The organism is Stenotrophomonas sp. GL_101 (genome assembly GCF_057835675.1).
In genome coordinates this window covers 1,028,961-1,046,476 of record NZ_CM174432.1, presented here as the reverse complement: position 1 = coordinate 1,046,476, position 17,516 = coordinate 1,028,961, and the positions used below count along the sequence as shown (strand labels likewise).

Here is a 17,516-nt window from a genome sequence, read left to right as displayed (position 1 = left end):
GCACGGTGCCGGCGCCCCCTGTCACCCCTGTGCCCGGGCAAGCCTGGACGGCGCGACTATCGCAGAGCCGCGCGCCGTTGGGAAGCCCGCCGCTCAGCGGACTTCGGAGATCTCCACCCCGTCCAGCCCCTGCGACAAGGTGCGTGCATCGCCGCCCTGCGACAGCTTGATGCGCAGGCGCACTTCGTTCTGCGAATCGGCGTAGCGCAATGCGTCTTCGTAACTGATTTCGCCGGCCTGGTAGAGCTCGAACAGGCTCTGGTCGAAGGTGCGCATGCCCAGCTGCACCGACTCCTTCATCACTTCCTTGAGCTTGTGGATTTCGCCATCGCGGATGTAGTCCTGCACCAGCGGCGTGCCGAGCATGATCTCCATCGCCACCTTGCGCGACTTGCCGTCCGGCGAGGGCACCAGCTGCTGGGCGACCACGCCCTTGAGGTTCAGCGACAGATCCATCAACAACTGGTTGCGACGGTCTTCCGGGAAGAAGTTGATGATGCGGTCCATCGCCTGGTTGGCGTTGTTGGCGTGCAGCGTGCACAGCACCAGATGGCCGGTTTCGGCAAACGCGATGGCGTGGTCCATGCCCTCGCGGGTGCGCACCTCGCCGATCATGATCACGTCCGGGGCCTGGCGCAGGGTGTTCTTCAACGCCGCCTCCCAGCTGTCGGTATCGATGCCGACTTCGCGCTGGGTGATGATGCAGCCTTCGTGCTTGTGCACGAATTCGATCGGGTCTTCGATGGTGATGATGTGGCCGGTCGAATTGTGGTTGCGGTAGCCGATCATCGCCGCCAGCGAGGTCGATTTGCCGGTACCGGTGGCGCCGACGAACAGGATGATGCCGCGCTTGGTCATCGCCAGCGTCTTGACGATCGGCGGCAGGCTCAACTCTTCGATGGTGGGAATGCGCGTCTCGATGCGACGCAGCACCATGCCGACCTGGTTGCGCTGGTAGAAGCAGCTCACGCGGAAGCGACCGACACCGGACAGGCCGATGGCGAAGTTGCATTCGTGGGTCTTCTCGAACTCTTCGCGCTGCGCCGGCGTCATCACGTTGAGCACCATGTCGCGGCTTTGCTGCGGCGTCAGTGGCGTCTGGGTGATCGGCGAGATCTTGCCGTTGACCTTGATCGCCGGCGGCATGCCCGCGGTGATGAACAGGTCCGACGCCTTCTGGTGCGCCATCAGCTTGAGGAACGAGGTGAAGTCGATGGTGGTGGTGCTCATCGCGGTGTACTCCGAAGGTTGCCTGGAGCCGGCCAGCGGCCGGCCCTACCCATATTCGAAAATTATTCGAAAATCCGCTTGTCCTTGGCGTACTCGCGCGCTTGGTTGCGGGTGATCAGGCTGCGCTTGACCAGGTCCTGCAGGTGCTGGTCCAGGGTCATCATGCCGTGCTGCTGGCCGGTCTGGATGGACGAGTACATCTGCGCCACCTTGTCCTCGCGGATCAGGTTGCGGATGGCCGGGGTGCCCACCATGATTTCCCACGCGGCGGTACGCCCGCCACCGACCTTCTTCAACAGCGCCTGGGAGATCACCGCGCGCAGCGACTCGGACAGCATCGAGCGCACCATCGGCTTTTCGCCGGCCGGGAACACATCGATGATGCGGTCGATGGTCTTGGCCGCCGAACTGGTATGCAGCGTGCCGAACACCAGATGGCCGGTTTCCGCGGCGGTCAGCGCCAGGCGGATGGTTTCCAGGTCACGCAGTTCGCCGACCAGGATGATGTCCGGATCTTCACGCAATGCCGAGCGCAGCGCTTCGTTGAAGCCGTGCGTATCGCGGTGCACTTCGCGCTGGTTGATCAGGCACTTCTGCGAGGTGTGCACGAATTCGATCGGGTCCTCGACGGTGAGGATATGCCCGTACTCGTTCTTGTTGATGTGGTCGATCATCGCCGCCAGCGTGGTCGACTTGCCCGAACCGGTCGGGCCGGTGACCAGGATCAGGCCCTGCGGCTGGTCGATGAGCTCGCGGAAGATCGGCGGCACGGCCAGGTCTTCCAGCGTCAACACTTCCGAGGGAATGGTACGGAACACCGCACCGGCGCCACGGTTCTGGTTGAACGCGTTGACACGGAACCGGGCCAGCGACGGAATCTCGAAGGAGAAGTCGACTTCGAGGAATTCCTCGTAGTCGCGACGCTGCTTGTCCGACATGATGTCGTACACCAGCGCGTGGACCTGCTTGTGGTCCAGGGCTGGAATGTTGATGCGACGGACATCGCCGTCCACGCGGATCATCGGCGGCAGGCCTGCCGACAGATGAAGATCCGACGCTTTGTTCTTTACGGAAAACGCCAACAGTTCGGCGATATCCATGCGCTGCTACTCCCCATGACTGCTGCGACTGGAAGGTTCTTTCCCCGGGCGGCAGTATAGCGTTCCTGATCTACCGGAAAACGCCCGTGCCCGCGCAGCCCCTGCCGACGATATTGCTGAACCTGCACAACGCGGCCACCGCCGCCGGGCGGCCAGACCCCCGCCTGCTGGCGGTGTCCAAGACCCAGCCGGCCGAAGCGGTCGCCGCGCTGGCCGCGCAGGGGCAGCGCGCGTTCGGCGAGAACTATGTGCAGGAGGCGCTTGCCAAGATCGACGCACTGGCCGCGCTGGGCCTGGAATGGCACCTGATCGGCCGCCTGCAATCGAACAAGGCCGAGCTGGCCGCGCAGCACTTCGACTGGGTGCAGAGCGTGGACCGGCCCAAGCTGGTGGCCGCGCTGGCTGCCCACCGCCCCGCCGCACTGGCGCCGCTGAACGTGCTGATCCAGGTCAACATCGATGACGAAGACAGCAAGCACGGCTGCAGCCCCGAGGACGTGCCCGCACTGGCCGCCGCCATCGGCGCCTCGCCGCGCCTGCAGCTGCGCGGGCTGATGGCGATCCCGGCACCGTGGCCACAGGCCGAGCGCCGCCAGCATGCCTTCGCGCGCATGCGCGCACTGTTGGACACACTGGCCGCGGCGCATCCGCAGGTGGATACGCTGTCGATGGGCATGAGCAGCGACTACGCCGAAGCCGTCGCGCAGGGTGCCACGCTGGTGCGGATCGGCACCGCCCTGTTCGGCGCGCGCCCGCGCCCGGCCTGATTCCCTTTCACACGCAACACCCGGAGATTGCATGAGCGCCATCACACTTACCTTCATCGGCGGCGGCAACATGGCCCGCAGCCTGATCGCCGGACTGGTCCGCCAGGGCGTCGCCCCCGCGCACATCCACGTGGCCGAGCCGGTCACCGAACTGCGCGAGCAGTTGAGCGCCGATTTCGGCGTGAAGACCTATGCGAGCGCCAGTGACGCCGCCGCCCAGGGCGGGGTATGGGTGCTGGCGGTGAAACCGCAGGTGCTGCGCGAGGTGTGCGCCAGCCTGGCCGATACCGCGCAGGCGACGCGGCCACTGGTGGTCTCCATTGCCGCGGGCATCACCAGCGCGCAGCTGGAACGCTGGCTGGGCGGCAACGCGGCGGTGGTGCGCGCCATGCCCAACACGCCGGCCCTGCTCGGTGCCGGCGTGACCGGGCTGTATGCCACCGCCGGGGTGAGTGATGCCCAGCGGACCCAGGCCGATACCGTACTGGCCAGCGCCGGGCGCACTGTGTGGATCGACGACGAAGCCCGCATGGACGCGGTAACCGCGGTGTCCGGCAGTGGACCGGCCTATGTGTTCCTGCTGGCCGAGGCGATGGAAGCCGCTGCAGTGGCGCAGGGCCTGCCTGCCGACGCCGCGCGCACGCTGGTGGTGCAGACCCTGCTGGGCGCCAGCCGCATGCTCGACGAATCCGGCGAAGCCCCGGCCGAACTGCGCCGCCGGGTGACCTCGCCCAACGGCACCACCCAGGCGGCGATCGAATCCTTCCAGGCCGACGGTTTGGAGGCCATCGTCGCCCGCGCGATCGACGCGGCGACCCGGCGCGGGCAGGCGTTGTCGGCCGCGAACGACTGAGGCGGCCAGCACGCATCCGATCCGGATGCGGCCTTATCGATGCAATGGCGTGGCTCTACCCGGATCCGACCTTGGCCAGCAGGAAATCCACGAAGCTGGATAACTTCGGCCGCGGCCGGCGGTCAGGCAGGTACACCAGGTGCAGCGGGCGCGGCTCGGGCAAATAGTCGGCCAGTACCGGCTGCAGGCGCCCGCTGGCGATGTCGTCGGCCAGCAGCACCGCTGGCTGCAGGATCAGCCCGGCCCCGGCCAGCGCGGCACGGCGCAGGCCATCGCCGTCGTTGCACAGCAGCCGCGAATACTCCGACCAGTCCTGCTCGGGATGCCCGCGCAGGCGCCAGCCATGGCCACCGCGCCAGGCCAGGGGGTCAGGCAGTGGTGATCGCGCAGGTCGCCTGGATGCTGTGGAATGCCGTTGCGCTGCAGGTAGGCCGGCGCGGCGCAGATCTGCATCGCATAGGGCGGCAGCGGCCGCGCCACCCATTCGGCCGAGCCGATCCGGCCCATCCGTATCACCGCGTCGAACTGCTCCTCGATCAGGTCCACGCGCCGGTTGCCCAGGTCCAGTTCCACCGTCACCAGCGGGTAGGCGGCCAGGTACTGCGCCACCAGCGGCGCCAGCACGCAGCTGCCCCAGGTCACCGGCGCGCTGATCCGCAGCACGCCCTGCGGTTGTGCCTGCAGGCCGGCCACGCTGGCCTGCGCCTGCTGCACCTGTTCCAGCACGCTGCGGCAGCCAGCCAGGTAGTTGCGGCCAGCGTCGGTCAGGCTCTGCCGGCGCGTGTTCCGCTGCAGCAGGCGCACGCCCAGGTGCGTTTCCAGCTGCTGGATGTACTTGCCGACCATCACCGAGGACACCGCCAACTGCTCGGCGGCGGCATTGAAGCTGCCCTGTTCGACCACGGCCACGAAGGCCTGCATGCAGCGCAAGGTATCCATTGGTAACCACTGGTTTGCAATCTACAAAGCATACGCCGGTTACCTAACCATCGCAGCGGGCGCAGACTCGGGCCACGTCCTTATCTGGAGCCTCCCGCATGAAGATCCTTCTCGTTGGTGCCAGCGGCACCCTTGGCCAGGCCGTCGCCGCTACCCTGGGCACCCATCACCAGCTGATCCGCGCCGGCCGCCACGGCGGTGACGTGCAGGTGGACCTTACCGACGACGCCAGCGTGCAGGCGATGTTCGCCCAGGTAGGTATGCTGGACGCGGTGGTGGCCACCACCGGCAAGCTGCATTTCGGCCCGCTGGGGTCCATGACCCCGCTGCAATTCAACCTGGGCCTGCAGGACAAGCTGCTGGGCCAGGTGCGGCTGGCGCTGGCGGCCCAGCACCGGCTCACTGCAGGCGGCTCGATCACCCTCACCAGCGGCATCGTCAGCGCCCAGCCGATCCGCGACGGTGCCAATGCCACGGCGGTGAACGCCGCGCTGGAGGGCTTCGTGCGCGGCGCGGCCTGCGAGCTGCTGCCACGCGGGCTGCGCATCAACGTGGTCAGCCCGAACGTACTGGTCGAATCGCTGGACGACTACGGCGCGTACTTCCCCGGCTTTGAAGCGGTCACCGCACAGCGCGCGTCGCTGGCCTACCAGCGCAGCGTGGAAGGCGTGCAGAGCGGGCAGGTGTTCAACGTATGGTGAGGTGCGGCCGTGGGCGGATGATGCGTATCGACCAACGGTCGATACCTACCGTCCCTACCCGGTAGCTACCGACCGTTGGTCGGTAGACAGGTGGTGCCAACCGCTGGCCGGCTGTTTCAACCGGTGCCAGATGACGGCGCCAAGCCACGTGCAAACACACGCGCCATGACCGCGCGCTCATCCCCAGCGCTGCGGTCCATCGCCTTGGTCGCCCAGCGCATCGCCCGGGTTGGCCAGGCGGCAGCGCTTCAACGACAGGCAGCCGCAGCCGATGCAGTCGGTGAGCTGGTTGCGCAGCAACAACAACTGCTCGATACGCAGGTCCAGTTCACCACGCCACAGCGCCGACATCCGCGCCCACTCGGCCTTGGTTGGCGTCTTGTTTTCCGGCAGCGCGGCAAAGGCGCTGGCCACCGCTTCCAGTGGCATGCCCACCCGCTGCGCGACGCGGATCACCGCCAGCCGGCGCAGCACGTCACGGGCAAAACGACGCTGGTTGCCAGCGGTGCGCAGGCTGCGGATCAACCCCTTGCGTTCATAGAAGTGCAGCGCCGACACCGCCACTCCGCTGCGTTTGGCTACTTCGCCTACACTCAATTCCTGCGCGATCACCGCTTGACCTCAACCATGGTTCAGGTGGCATCCTGCATGACGTGGGGATGCGCTGCAAGCAGGCCCTGCCCATCCGCTGCCTGGAATCCTGCATGTCATCCGATGTAACCGCCGCCGCCGCGGCCGCTGCCGACGCGCCAACGCCGTCGATCCTGTCGCCCCGCTACCGCGCCACCACCATCGGCATGGTCGCGCTGGTCTCGCTGTATGGCTTCGAAGCACTGGCCGTGGCCGCCGCCATGCCGACAGTGGCCCACGAGCTGGACGGCCTGCGCCTGTATGCGCTGGCCTTCGGCGGCACGCTGGCCACCAGCGTGATCGGCATGACCCTGGCCGGGCGCTGGTGCGACCGGCTGGGGCCGGCGCGGCCGCTGTGGCTGGGCCTGGGCTGTTTCATCGCCGGGCTGCTGCTGGCCGGCTTCGCGCATACCATGCCGCAGCTGGTGCTGGGCCGGCTGCTGCAGGGGCTGGGGGCCGGCGCGGTCTCGGTGTCGCTGTACGTGATGGTCGGGCGCACCTTTCCCGAGGCCATGCGGCCGCGGGTATTCGCGGCGTTCTCGGCGGGTTGGGTGGTGCCATCGCTGATCGGCCCCGGCATCAGCGGGCTGATCGTGCAGCACCTGGGCTGGCGCTGGGTCTTTCTGCTCGTGCCGCTGCTGGCGGTGCCGGCCGCACTGCTGCTGCGCCCTGCCCTGCGCGATGTAGGCGCGCCGCCGCAGTCGGCGCGTGGCGATGACCGTGTCATCCGCTGGGCGATCGGTGCCGCCGCCGGCGCGCTGCTGCTGTACATCGGGGGCCAGCAACAGGGCTGGACAGCCCTGGCGCTGCTGACACCGGCGCTGGCCCTGCTGGCGCTATGCAGCTGGCAACTGCTGCCCACCGGCACGCTTCGGTTGCGCCGTGGCCTGCCCAGCGTGATTGCCTTGCGGGGCATCGCCGCGTCCGCCTTCTTTGGTTGCGAAGCCTTCCTGCCACTGCTGCTGCAGCGCGAACGCGGGCTGAGTCCGCTGCTGGCCGGGGTGGCGCTGAGCCTGGGCGCCCTGGGCTGGTTCAGCGGCTCATGGCTGCAGGGCCACCAGCAGCGCGGCTGGACACGCCAGCAGTTGCTGGTCACCGGCGCGCTGCTGATGTGCGTGGGCATCATCGCCACGTCGCTGGCGATCCAGCCGGCCACGCCGTTGTGGTTCGCACTGGGCGGCTGGACCCTCACCGGCTTCGGCATGGGCCTGATCTACCCCAGCCTGTCGGTGCTGACCCTGTCGCTGTCGCCGCCGGCGCAACAGGGGGCGAACACCTCGGCACTGCAGCTGAGCGAAGCGCTGGGCGTGGCCACCACGCTGGCGATTTCCGGTTCGTTGTTCGCGCTGTTCCTGCAGGGCAACGTGATGCTGGGGTACCTGCTCACCTACGCCATCATGCTGGTGCTTGCCGTGGCCGCCGTGGTGGTTGCGCGGCGGATCTGAGAAGGGCAGCGGGGCAGAGCCCCGCTCTACGGGCCGGTGCGTGTCACCGGGCCAGGCCCGATTTACGGCCGCTTATCGCCTACTTCCTTGAGGTCTTCGCGCAGGATGCGGCGGATTTCCAGCACCGCCTGCGGGGTTTCCTGCACGCTGTGCCCGGAGATGATCACCTTCTCCGACACCGCCCCGTCCAGGTGCGCGCTCCAGTACGGCACCAGGCCATCGTCGGACTGCTGCAGCGGCACGTCGGGTTTGCGCTGGGCGATGATCGAGTGGTACTTCAGCCCCGGCATGATCGGCAACGCGCCGGCGGCCTTCACGAACGGGTCGCTGGCCTTGAGGTTGTCGATGCTGTTGGGAATCTGCAGCTTGGTCGGCTGCGCCGACTGGCTCTCGGACTGTTGCAGGGCCTGGAACACGTCATCGAACTTGCCCAGGATGGTGATCGGCAGGCGCACCAGGCGCCCGATCAACCGACCCAGCCGGTTGCCGGCGATGTCGGTACCCTTGTGCGGGGCGGCAATGAAGATCGCGCGCTCCACGTTCGGTTCGGCATTGAAATGCAGCAGTGGCCCGAGCTTGGCCTGCACCCGCTTCAGGCGCTCGCCCTTGAGGTCGTAGCTGGCCAGCAGGTCGTTCCACAGCACGTCACCGGAGGAGGTCACCAGCAGCCGGGCCAGCACCCCGCCCATGCTGTGGCCGATGAACACCATGTCCTTGGACGCCGGGCTGCTGCCGGTCGGGTCGAAGTGCTTGAGCGTGTTGTCGAACGCCGCATCGATCTCGAACCGGTTCAACGCAATCGGCGCGTTGGTCGGGTAGTACACCTGCCACACCTGGAAGTGCCTGCGTAGTTCAGGGTCGCCCATGATTTCGTTGGCCACGTTCACCCACGCCTCCGGGCTGCTGCCCAGGCCGTGCAGCATGAAGATGATGCGGCGGTTCGGGTCCCACGGCTGCATCAGGTACATGTGCGGTTCGCCGATGCCTTCGGCCAGGCCGAACAACGTGCGCAGCGACTGCCTGGCAAACCCGGACTGCGCCAGCCACATGCCATAGGCGGCAGTGAAGTTGCCGGCCAGCGGCACCTTCTCGCCGTGCAGGTCCACGCTTTCGGTGGACTCGGGCGAATACACGTCGAACAATACCTGGGTCGTATCGAGCACCTGCTGCAGGCTCTCGCCCTTGAAGCGCAGCAGCGCGGTGGCGTTGATCGCCGACATCTCGCTGTACTGCGGAATCACTGCCTTCTGCCCATCCACCGCGGCCACCAGCTTGGGCGGGTCCATCACCACCACCAGCTCGGCCCCGAAGCCATCGCGGCGGTAGGTGCTGCGCAACCCGGCAAAGCTCAGCGACGAGGCCGAGACCATGCCGGTGGGAATGCTGGGCATGCGCAGTTCGTCGAAGTCCGAGGTCAGCGTCCAGCGCTCGCCGGCTACCGGGGCGTTGTAGTCCTCGCCCTCCAGCGCGCTCTCGCGGGCACGTTTGAACACCACCGCCGCGGTCTGCTCGGCGGCATAGTTGTAGTAATCGCGGACCTGGGTCTGGCGGTCTTCAAATGCGCGGTCGGACGGCGTGCGGCCGCTGAAGAACAGGTACGCATACGCATAGCGCGCCGCTTCCAGCCACGCATCCAGCGCGGCATCGCTCATCGGGTGCTTGTCACGATCCTTGGGCTTGGGGCTCAGGCCCAGTGCGGTCTTCACCCACAGCTCGGACAGCGCCGACAGGCGCTGTTCTTCCGGCAACACGGCGGTGTCTTCCAGGGTCTTCTGGCAGGTGGCCACGTCCTTGGCGCACAGGTCCTCATCCAGCCCGACCACGCTCAGGGTTTCCTGCGAGGCCGCACTCAGCTTGCCCGAGGTGAGCACGTCGCCGCGCTTGCTGGCCAGGTAATCGGTGGGTGCCACCTGTTTCATGGTGACCATGGCGCAGCCGCTGGACAGCAGCAGCGACAGCACCACGGCCAGCAGTGGCAGCAGGCGGCGGGCGAAGGTGTGGGGCGACATCATGGTGCGTTTCCTGGTTGCATGCCCGGCACGCCCTGGCGGATCAACTGCGAGAATGCCGGGTCGTTGCCGGCGGCGCGTGCGCGGTCGGTGATGCGGCCACGCGCCTTGAGCGTGGCAAAGTCCACGCCGGGGGTGAGCACGCCGAGGTCGCGTGCGTATTCGGCGAAGTACCCCGACACCAACAGCCGGTAGTCCAGCGGCAGGCCGGGGGCGATCTGCCTGGCCAGCTCGTAGACGATGGTGGTGCAGTTGCTGGTCAGGGTGTTGTAGAACGCCGGCGCGGCGTCCAGCTTCCGGGCCTCGCCCAGGTAGGACACGAACAGCCCCTTGAGCTGGTCGCCGGTCATGCCCTGCAGGCGGTACAGGTACACATCTTCGCCACGCACGTTGCTGCGCACGCGGATGATGTCGGTCTCTTCCGATGCCACCAGGGTCATTTCGAATTTGCGGAAGAACCCGCCCAGCGCCGAGAACGACTCGCCGCGCTCTTTGCGGATCTCCAGCGAGAACACCAGCTGGCGGCCGTCGGCGAAGCCGAAGGAGATCAGCGTGTGCGCGATCATCGGCCCCATCCAGTAGGACATCACCAGATCGGCCGAGCGCAACTGGTCCAGGTCGTAGCTGCGGCGCTCCCAGCGCACGTCGTGGTCCTCTTCGGTCCGCCAGGTGAAGTTGCGCACGTTGTCGAGCACCACGTGGGTGCCATCGAAGTCGACCACCTTCAGGCGCTGGGCGACGTCATCGGCCCAGACCCGGTCCTGGCGCGGGGTGAGCAGCAACCACCACACACCGCACAGCACCAGCGCCCCCACGTACACCGCACCGGGCCAGCGCCCTGCCCGCGCACGGGCCACGCCCACCACGGTGGTCAACGCAACGCCCGCCCACGCCGCGATGGCAACGCCGCGCAGCCAACCCGGTCCGGGCATCTGGTAGGCCAACAGGCCGGTCACCCACAGCGCCGCGACCAGCATCAACAGCGCCAGCCCCCATCGTCCTGCCTTCTTCACGCGTCGTTCCATCGTTGGTTCGGGGGCGCTAGTTAGCCACAACCGCGGTGTGGGGGACATGTTCGCGTGTTCAGCTTGGGCCGCCCCCACACCGGCGGGGTCACGAACGCCCACAGGAGGCGCTTGCCCTGCCCGGCCTTCACGCCATCGGCCGGGTGCCGATCCTGCGCCACTGGGCGGGATCAACCACCCGTCCGACCCGCCGCCGGCACGGCCTTGCCCAGCCGCCGCACCAGCACGAAGAACAGCGGCACCAGCACGATCGCCAGCAGCGTGCCCGACAGCATGCCGCCAATCACGCTCACGCCGATCTCGCGGCGGCTGACCGCGCCGGCCCCGGTCGCCAGTGCCAGCGGGATCACGCCGGCCACGAACGCCAGCGAGGTCATCACGATCGGGCGCAGGCGCAGGCGCGCACCCTGCAGCGCCGCGTCCACCGCCGAACTGCCGGCGCGGTAACGGGCCTCGGCGAACTCCACGATCAGGATGGCGTTCTTGGCCGACAACCCGATCGTGGTGAGCAGCCCCACCTGGAAGTAGATGTCATTGACGAACCCGGCGGCCGTGGTGGCCAGCACGGTGCCCAGCACGCCCAGCGGAATCACCAGCAGCACCGCCACCGGCACCGTCCAGCTCTCGTAGAGCGCGGCCAGGCACAGGAAGATGAAGGCGATCGATGCCGCGTACAGCCACAGCGTCTGGTTGCTCGACAGCTGCTCCTGATAGGACAGCCCGCTCCATTGCAACTCGAAGCCCGGCTCGGCGGCCACCAGCGACTGCATGCGCTGCATCGCCTGGCCGGAACTGCGTCCCTCGGCAGCGCTGCCCTGAATCTCCATCGCCGGCAGGCCGTTGAAGCGCTGCTGCAGCTGCGGGCCGCGCGCCCAGTGGCTGCTGGCGAAACTGGCAAACGAGGCCATCTGCCCATCACTGCCGCGCACGTACCACTGGCCGATGTCGTCGGGCACGCTGCGGTAGGGCTGGTCGCCCTGCAGGTAGACGCGCTTGACCCGGCCACGGTCAAGGAAGTCGTTGACATAGGTGCCGCCCCAGGCCGCTGCCAGGGTGCTGTTGATGTCCGACTGCGCCAGCCCCAGCGCACTGGCCTGGGCATGGTCGATGTCCAGGTGCAGTTCGGCCTTGTCGCCCAGCCCGTTCAAGCGCACCGAGCTGAGCCCGTCGTCCTGGTTGGCCGCCCCCACCACTCGCTGCTGCGCGGCCTGCAGCGCGCTGCGCCCGGCCGCACTGCTGTCCTGCTGCCACAGCTCGAACCCGCTGGACTGGCCCAGCCCACGTACCGCTGGCGGTGCCAGCACGTTGACCTTGGCATCGGCCAGCCCACGGAAGTGCGCGTTGGCACGCGCGATGATTGCCGCGGCGGTGTTGTCGCCATCGCGCTCGCCCCATGGTTTGAGCGCCAGGAAGCCCTGCCCGGCATTCTGCCCGGTGCCGGCATTGTTGCGCCCCACCACCACGAACGCCGCCTCCAGGTTCTGCTTTTCGTTCTGCAGGAAGTACTGGCTGATCTGCGCGCCCAGCGCCTCGGTGCGCGCCATCGGCGTGCCTTCCGGGGTGGAGAACTGGAACATCACCTGGCCCTGGTCTTCCACCGGCAGGAAGCCGGTGGGCATGCGTGCATACAGGGCCACCATGGCCACGATCACCAGCAGGTAGAACGCCATCCAGCGCTTGGGTGCGGCCACCACGCCGCCCAGCCGCCGCCGGTAGCCCTCCTGGCTGCGCTGCACGCCACCGTTGAACCACGCGAAAAAGCGCCCGGGCGGTTTCTGTGCGGCCGACGGTTTGAGCAGGGTCGCGCACAGCGCCGGGGTCAAGGTCAGCGCAACCAGCGCCGACAGTGCCATGGCCGAGGCGATGGTGATCGAAAACTGGCGGTAGATGATGCCAGTGGAACCGCCGAACATCGCCATCGGCAGGAACACCGCGCCCAGCATCACGGTGATGCCGACCAGCGCGCCGGTGATCTCGCCCATGGATTTCTCGGTGGCTTCGCGCGGCGGCAGGTGTTCCTCGTGGATGATGCGCTCCACGTTCTCCACCACCACGATCGCATCGTCCACCAGCAACCCGATCGCCAGCACCATCGCAAACAGGGTGAGCGTGTTGATGGTGAACCCGGCCACCGCCAGCACCCCGAACGTACCCAGCAGCACCACCGGCACGGTGATCGCCGGGATCAGCGTGGCGCGCACGTTCTGCAGGAACAGGAACATCACGATCACCACCAGCACGATGGCCTCGATCAGCGTATGGATCACCCCTTCGATGGAGACCCGCACGAACGGCGTACTGTCACGCGGGTAGGCCACCTGCACGCCGGGCGGGAAGCCCGGGCGCAGCTTCTCGATGGTCGCGCGCACCGCATCGGCGGTTTCCAGCGCGTTCGCGCCGGAGGCCAGCGTCACCGAGAAACCGGCCGCCGGGTAGCCGTTGAGGTAGCTGCTGGTCTGGTAGTTTTCCGCGCCGATCTCCACCCGCGCCACGTCGGCCAGGTGCACCGCCGCGCCACTGGGCAGCGTGCGCAGGATGATCGCGCGGAACTGCTCGGGCGTCTGCAACCGCGACTGCGCGGTGACCGTGGCATTGAGGCTCTGCGTGGGCGATGCCGGCAATGCCCCCAGTTCGCCGGCGGTGACCTGGGTGTTCTGCGCTTCGATCGCGCTGCGCACATCGGCGGGCATCAGGTCGAAGGCACGCAGCTTGTGCGGGTCCAGCCAGATGCGCATCGCATACTGCGCACCGAACACGTTGATCTCACCCACGCCGGCGATGCGGCTGATCGGATCCTGCACGTTGCTGACCAGAAAGTCGGACACGTCCACGCGTTCCATGCGCCGGCTGGTGTCGTACAGCGACACCACCATCAACGCATCGCCCTGCGACTTGGCCACGGTCACGCCCTGCTGCTGCACTTCCTGCGGCAAGCGGTTGATGGCCTGGTTGACGCTGTTCTGCACCTGCACCTGGGCGATGTCCGGGTTGGCGCGCTGGTCGAAGGTGACGGTGATCCGCGCCTGGCCCGAGGACGAACTGGTGGAAGAAAAATACAGCAGGTGGTCGATGCCCTTGATCTGCTGTTCGATCACCTGGGTGACGCTGTCTTCCACGGTCTGCGCCGAAGCGCCGGTGTAGTTGGCGGTGATGTTCACCTGTGGCGGGGCGATGTCCGGATACTGCTCCACCGGCAGCTGGGTCACCGCGATCGCGCCCAGCGCCATGATGCAGATCGCCAGCACCCAGGCGAATACCGGGCGATGGATGAAGAAGCGTGGCAGCATGCGCTCAGTCCTTCCCGGCGGGTGCGGCGGCAGGCTTCACCCGCACCGGCATGCCATCGGCCAGGCCCTGTGCCCCGGCCACCGCCACGCGTTCGCCGGCAGCGATACCGTCCAGCACCAGCCATTGGTTGCCGACCGCGCGGGCGGTGCGGAACACCCGCAACCGCGCCTTGCCGTCGGTGCCCACCACCCACGCCTGCGCCTCGCCCTTGGGGCTGCGGTCCACCGCTGCCTGCGGCACCAGCAGTGCCTGCTGGCGGATGCCCTGGCCCACTTGGCCACGCACGTACATGCCCGGCAGCAGTTGTCCGTCCGGATTGGGAAACCGCGCGCGCAGGGTGATGCTGCCGGTGGCCTGCTCGACGTCGATATCGGCAAATTCCAGCGTGCCCGGCAGCGGGTAGTCGGTGCCGTCGGACAGCCGCAGCCTCACGGGCGCGGTGCTGGCCTGCACGCCGCCATCGGCAATCGCCCGGCGCAGCGCCAGGTATTCGTTGCTGGACTGGGTGATGTCCACGTTCATCGGGTCCACCTGCTGGATCCGCGCCAGCGGTTCGGCCTGGCCGGAGGTGACCAGCGCACCCGGGGTGAACAGCGCGCGGCCGATGCGCCCGGCGATCGGCGCGGTGATCGTGGCAAAGCCAAGGCGGGTGCGTGCCGTGTCGCGTGCAGCCTGCGCGGCCTGTACGGCCGCGGCGGCCTGCTGCCCGCTGGCAATGGCATCGTCCACGTCCTGGCGCGCGGCCAGCTGGTCCTTGCCCAGCGCCTGCAGCCGCTGCGCGCGCAGGCGCGTGGCCACCGCGCTGGCCTCGGCGGTCTTCAGGTTGGCCTGGGCCTCGTTCAGCGCGGCCTGGTACAACGCCGGTTCGATCTGGAACAACGGTTGCCCGGCCCGCACCATCTGGCCCTGCTCGAACAGCCGCGCCACCAGCACGCCGTCCACCTGCGGGCGCACCTCCGATTCCTGCGAGGCCACGGTGCGCCCGGGCAGTTCCTGCTCAAGTGCCAGCGGCTGGGCCTGCAGGGTTAGTACGCCCACCTCCGGCGCGGCGGACACCGCCTTGGGCGCGTCCTTGCCGCATGCAACCAACAGGGTAGCCATGCCCAAGGCAAGCCAGGGCGCGCGCCAGGCCCGGGGCGACAGCCAGGCACTGGCCGGGAAGCAGGAATACGTGGGGGTCATCGGTTGCGGGGTTCCAGGCGTGGGGGAAGCGCTGGGCGTGCCGCCAATGGAACGGCGCACGGCCCGGGGACGTCGATACCCAGGGCAGACGTCCTGTGTGGACACGCCCGGCCAGGGCCGCAGCGGGGTTCCACGGGGCCGAATATAGAAGACGCAGCACCGCGATCCCGCGAAAAACGCATGAAACATTTTTCATTTGCCCTGGCTGCCCCCGGTTGCGACGATGCATGGGTCCCAACCTTCAAAGTGGCCCATGCCGCGCGTACTCACCATCGAGGACGACCTTGTCACCGCCGAGGAAATCGCCACCGAACTGCGCAGCCACGGCTTCGAGGTGGACCTGGTGGCCGATGGCGACACCGGCCTGGCGATGGCGCGCCGCGGCGACTATGCCGTCATCACCCTGGACCGCATGTTGCCTGGCATCGACGGCCTGGCCCTGGTCACCGCGCTGCGGCGTGACGGCATCACCACCCCGGTGCTGATGATCAGCGCGTTGTCTGACGTGGACGAACGCGTGCGCGGGCTGCGCGCCGGCGGCGACGACTACCTGACCAAGCCGTTCGCCTCCGATGAAATGTCCGCGCGGGTGGAAGTGCTGATCCGACGCCGCGGCCAGGCGGGAACGCTGGACAGCGTGCTGCGCGTGGGCGACCTGGAACTGGACCTGATGACCCGCTCGGTACGCCGCGCCGGGCAGGAGATCGCCCTGCTGCCCACCGAATTCAAGCTGCTCGAATTCCTGGTCCGCAACGCCGGCCAGGTGGTCACCCGCAGCATGCTGTTCCAGGAAGTGTGGGGGTACCACTTCGACCCCGGCACCAACCTCATCGACGTGCACATCGGGCGGCTGCGCAAGCGCATCGAGCACCCCGGCCGCGCGCAGCCGATCAAGACCGTGCGGGGTACCGGCTATGTCCTCGACGAGCATGTCTGACCAGTGGCGGTCGTCCAGCAGCCGCCTGCTGGGGCTGTACTGCGTGCTGTTCGTGGCCTGGTCCAGCGTGCTGCTCGGGGTGATGTACTGGCGCGTGTCGGACTACCTCAACGAACTGTCCGAATCCGGGCTGCTGCAGCGCGCGCACCTGTTCGAGAAATTCGAAGGCCAGGCCCTGGACGACGCCCTGCGCGACAGCCTGCGTTACGACATCCACGGGTCCTACGCCTATGGCCTGTTCACCCCGGAGGGGCAGCCGCTGGGCGGGCCGCTGGTGGCCATTCCAGGTGAGCTGCAGATCGATGGCCGCTCGCACCCGGTGGACGGCTGGCGCCTGGAGGCAGGGCCGCGCAACGAACCCGGGCGCGCACTCGGGGTCGCCACACGGGACGGCCGGCGGCTGGTGTTCGTGCGCCAGAGCGGCAAGCTCAGCGCGGTCAACAGCATCATCCTCGACGCACTGCTGTGGGGCGTATCGCTCACCATCATTCCCGGCCTGGCCGGCTGGCACCTGCTGCGGCGCCGGCCACTGAAGCGCATCCAGCAGATCGAAGCGGCCACCAAGCGGATCATCGCCGGCGACCTCGGGCAACGCTTGCCGGTCTCCGGGCGGCCGGATGAAATCGACCGCCTGTCCAGCATCGTCAACGCCATGCTGGAGCGTATCGAGCAGTTGATGACTGAAGTCAAAGGCGTGTGCGACAGCATCGCGCACGACCTGCGCACCCCGCTCACCCGGCTGCGCGCACACCTCTACCGCACGCGCGTGGACCTGGGTGAGCACGACCGGCACGGCGAGCAGATCGACAAGGCGCTGCTGGAAACCGACCTGCTGATGGCCCGTTTTGCCGCCCTGCTGCGCGTGTCCGAGCTGGAAAGCCACCAACGCCGCTCGGCGTTCGTCGCGGTCGACGTGGCCGAGCTGCTGCAGGAACTGCACCAGTTCTACCTGCCCCTGGCCGAAGAGAAACAGCAACTGCTGCAGGTGGAGATCGCCCCGCTGCTGCCGCCGGTCAGCGGCGACCGCGAGCTGTTGTTTGAAGCGTTGGGCAACCTGCTGTCCAACGCGCTGCGCTTCACCCCCGAACACGGGCGCATCCTGCTGCGCGCGGTGGACGAGGACGGGGCCACCCGCATCGATGTCATCGACAACGGCCCGGGCATCGCCCCGCAGGACCGCGCCCTGGTTTACCAGCGCTTCTTCCGCGGCGCCGCCGAAGCCGGGCATGGCGAAGGCTTCGGGCTGGGCCTGTCGATCGTGGCGGCCATCGCCGGCCTGCATGGATTCCGCCTGCGCACCGGCACCGGCCCCGATGGCGGCGCCTGGCTGAGCCTGCGCTGCGTGGCCGACGCCCTGCGCTGAGGCGATCCCCACCCGTTCAGTTTGAGAATCATTTGTATTCGCAATAG

The 17,516-nt window shown here is 67.9% G+C and carries 15 protein-coding genes; 6 read left to right on the top strand and 9 right to left on the bottom strand.

The window, feature by feature from the left end; genetic code table 11:
- Positions 1-93: 93 nt before the first annotated feature.
- Complete coding sequence (locus tag AC3IR9_RS04815) at positions 94-1,230, bottom strand: PilT/PilU family type 4a pilus ATPase (protein WP_489294379.1); 1,137 nt, start codon at positions 1,228-1,230, stop codon at positions 94-96.
- Positions 1,231-1,292: 62 nt separating this feature from the next.
- The gene (locus AC3IR9_RS04810) at positions 1,293-2,330 is read right to left on the bottom strand and encodes a type IV pilus twitching motility protein PilT (RefSeq protein WP_489294377.1); all 1,038 of its coding nucleotides are present in this window, start codon (positions 2,328-2,330) and stop codon (positions 1,293-1,295) included.
- A gap of 86 nt (positions 2,331-2,416) precedes the next feature.
- Here AC3IR9_RS04810 and AC3IR9_RS04805 point away from each other — a divergent pair, with 86 nt between their 5' ends.
- Positions 2,417-3,097, top strand: coding sequence for a YggS family pyridoxal phosphate-dependent enzyme (locus tag AC3IR9_RS04805; RefSeq protein ID WP_489294375.1), 681 nt, complete (start codon positions 2,417-2,419; stop codon positions 3,095-3,097).
- 31 nt (positions 3,098-3,128) lie between these two features.
- A complete protein-coding gene (proC, locus tag AC3IR9_RS04800; protein ID WP_489294373.1) occupies positions 3,129-3,950 on the top strand; it encodes a pyrroline-5-carboxylate reductase in 822 nt (273 codons plus the stop codon).
- Positions 3,951-4,005: 55 nt separating this feature from the next.
- On the opposite strand, the gene AC3IR9_RS04795 is transcribed toward proC, so the two are convergent.
- Both AC3IR9_RS04795 and AC3IR9_RS04790 read right to left on the bottom strand, forming a co-directional pair.
- Positions 4,006-4,188, bottom strand: a complete 183-nt coding sequence (locus tag AC3IR9_RS04795) for a LysR substrate-binding domain-containing protein (protein WP_489295709.1) — start codon at positions 4,186-4,188, stop codon at positions 4,006-4,008.
- Positions 4,185-4,889: a LysR family transcriptional regulator gene (locus AC3IR9_RS04790; RefSeq protein ID WP_489294371.1), complete on the bottom strand. Its 705-nt coding sequence runs from the start codon at positions 4,887-4,889 to the stop codon at positions 4,185-4,187. The genes AC3IR9_RS04795 and AC3IR9_RS04790 overlap by 4 nt, the downstream gene beginning before the upstream one ends.
- A gap of 98 nt (positions 4,890-4,987) precedes the next feature.
- Here AC3IR9_RS04790 and AC3IR9_RS04785 point away from each other — a divergent pair, with 98 nt between their 5' ends.
- The gene (locus AC3IR9_RS04785) at positions 4,988-5,590 is read left to right on the top strand and encodes a short chain dehydrogenase (protein WP_489294369.1); all 603 of its coding nucleotides are present in this window, start codon (positions 4,988-4,990) and stop codon (positions 5,588-5,590) included.
- A gap of 177 nt (positions 5,591-5,767) precedes the next feature.
- On the opposite strand, the gene soxR is transcribed toward AC3IR9_RS04785, so the two are convergent.
- Positions 5,768-6,202, bottom strand: a complete 435-nt coding sequence (gene soxR, locus AC3IR9_RS04780; RefSeq protein WP_489294367.1) for a redox-sensitive transcriptional activator SoxR — start codon at positions 6,200-6,202, stop codon at positions 5,768-5,770.
- A 92-nt stretch (positions 6,203-6,294) separates the two neighbouring features.
- Here soxR and AC3IR9_RS04775 point away from each other — a divergent pair, with 92 nt between their 5' ends.
- Complete coding sequence (locus AC3IR9_RS04775) at positions 6,295-7,665, top strand: MFS transporter (protein ID WP_489294366.1); 1,371 nt, start codon at positions 6,295-6,297, stop codon at positions 7,663-7,665.
- A gap of 62 nt (positions 7,666-7,727) precedes the next feature.
- Here AC3IR9_RS04775 and AC3IR9_RS04770 read toward each other — a convergent pair whose 3' ends face one another.
- The 4 genes from AC3IR9_RS04770 to AC3IR9_RS04755 all read right to left on the bottom strand — a co-directional run bounded on the left by AC3IR9_RS04770 (position 7,728) and on the right by AC3IR9_RS04755 (position 15,169).
- Entirely contained in the window at positions 7,728-9,677 is a 1,950-nt protein-coding gene (locus AC3IR9_RS04770) for an esterase/lipase family protein (RefSeq protein ID WP_489294364.1), read from the bottom strand.
- Complete coding sequence (locus tag AC3IR9_RS04765; RefSeq protein WP_489295707.1) at positions 9,674-10,651, bottom strand: Lnb N-terminal periplasmic domain-containing protein; 978 nt, start codon at positions 10,649-10,651, stop codon at positions 9,674-9,676. The genes AC3IR9_RS04770 and AC3IR9_RS04765 overlap by 4 nt, the downstream gene beginning before the upstream one ends.
- Positions 10,652-10,869: 218 nt before the next feature.
- On the bottom strand, positions 10,870-13,986 hold the full coding sequence (locus AC3IR9_RS04760) for an efflux RND transporter permease subunit (protein ID WP_489294363.1): 3,117 nt from the start codon (positions 13,984-13,986) through the stop codon (positions 10,870-10,872).
- 4 nt (positions 13,987-13,990) lie between these two features.
- Complete coding sequence (locus AC3IR9_RS04755; protein ID WP_489294361.1) at positions 13,991-15,169, bottom strand: efflux RND transporter periplasmic adaptor subunit; 1,179 nt, start codon at positions 15,167-15,169, stop codon at positions 13,991-13,993.
- A 253-nt stretch (positions 15,170-15,422) separates the two neighbouring features.
- Between AC3IR9_RS04755 and AC3IR9_RS04750 the strand changes: the two genes are divergently transcribed.
- Together AC3IR9_RS04750 and AC3IR9_RS04745 are read left to right on the top strand one after the other, a co-directional pair.
- Complete coding sequence (locus AC3IR9_RS04750; RefSeq protein ID WP_489294360.1) at positions 15,423-16,106, top strand: response regulator transcription factor; 684 nt, start codon at positions 15,423-15,425, stop codon at positions 16,104-16,106.
- Positions 16,099-17,469 carry a sensor histidine kinase gene (locus AC3IR9_RS04745; protein ID WP_489294358.1) on the top strand — a complete coding sequence of 457 codons (1,371 nt, stop codon included), beginning with the start codon at positions 16,099-16,101 and terminating at the stop codon, positions 17,467-17,469. The genes AC3IR9_RS04750 and AC3IR9_RS04745 overlap by 8 nt, the downstream gene beginning before the upstream one ends.
- The last annotated feature ends 47 nt before the right edge of the window (positions 17,470-17,516 follow it).

Coding starts and splice junctions, on each gene's coding strand:
- AC3IR9_RS04815 (WP_489294379.1), bottom strand. CDS start 1,230: ATGAGCACCACCACCATCGACTTCACCTCGTTCCTCAAGCTGATGGCG.
- AC3IR9_RS04810 (WP_489294377.1), bottom strand. CDS start 2,330: ATGGATATCGCCGAACTGTTGGCGTTTTCCGTAAAGAACAAAGCGTCG.
- proC (WP_489294373.1), top strand. CDS start 3,129: ATGAGCGCCATCACACTTACCTTCATCGGCGGCGGCAACATGGCCCGC.
- AC3IR9_RS04790 (WP_489294371.1), bottom strand. CDS start 4,889: ATGGATACCTTGCGCTGCATGCAGGCCTTCGTGGCCGTGGTCGAACAG.
- AC3IR9_RS04785 (WP_489294369.1), top strand. CDS start 4,988: ATGAAGATCCTTCTCGTTGGTGCCAGCGGCACCCTTGGCCAGGCCGTC.
- AC3IR9_RS04775 (WP_489294366.1), top strand. CDS start 6,295: ATGTCATCCGATGTAACCGCCGCCGCCGCGGCCGCTGCCGACGCGCCA.
- AC3IR9_RS04770 (WP_489294364.1), bottom strand. CDS start 9,677: ATGATGTCGCCCCACACCTTCGCCCGCCGCCTGCTGCCACTGCTGGCC.
- AC3IR9_RS04765 (WP_489295707.1), bottom strand. CDS start 10,651: ATGCTGGTCGCGGCGCTGTGGGTGACCGGCCTGTTGGCCTACCAGATG.
- AC3IR9_RS04760 (WP_489294363.1), bottom strand. CDS start 13,986: ATGCTGCCACGCTTCTTCATCCATCGCCCGGTATTCGCCTGGGTGCTG.
- AC3IR9_RS04755 (WP_489294361.1), bottom strand. CDS start 15,169: ATGACCCCCACGTATTCCTGCTTCCCGGCCAGTGCCTGGCTGTCGCCC.
- AC3IR9_RS04750 (WP_489294360.1), top strand. CDS start 15,423: ATGCCGCGCGTACTCACCATCGAGGACGACCTTGTCACCGCCGAGGAA.
- AC3IR9_RS04745 (WP_489294358.1), top strand. CDS start 16,099: ATGTCTGACCAGTGGCGGTCGTCCAGCAGCCGCCTGCTGGGGCTGTAC.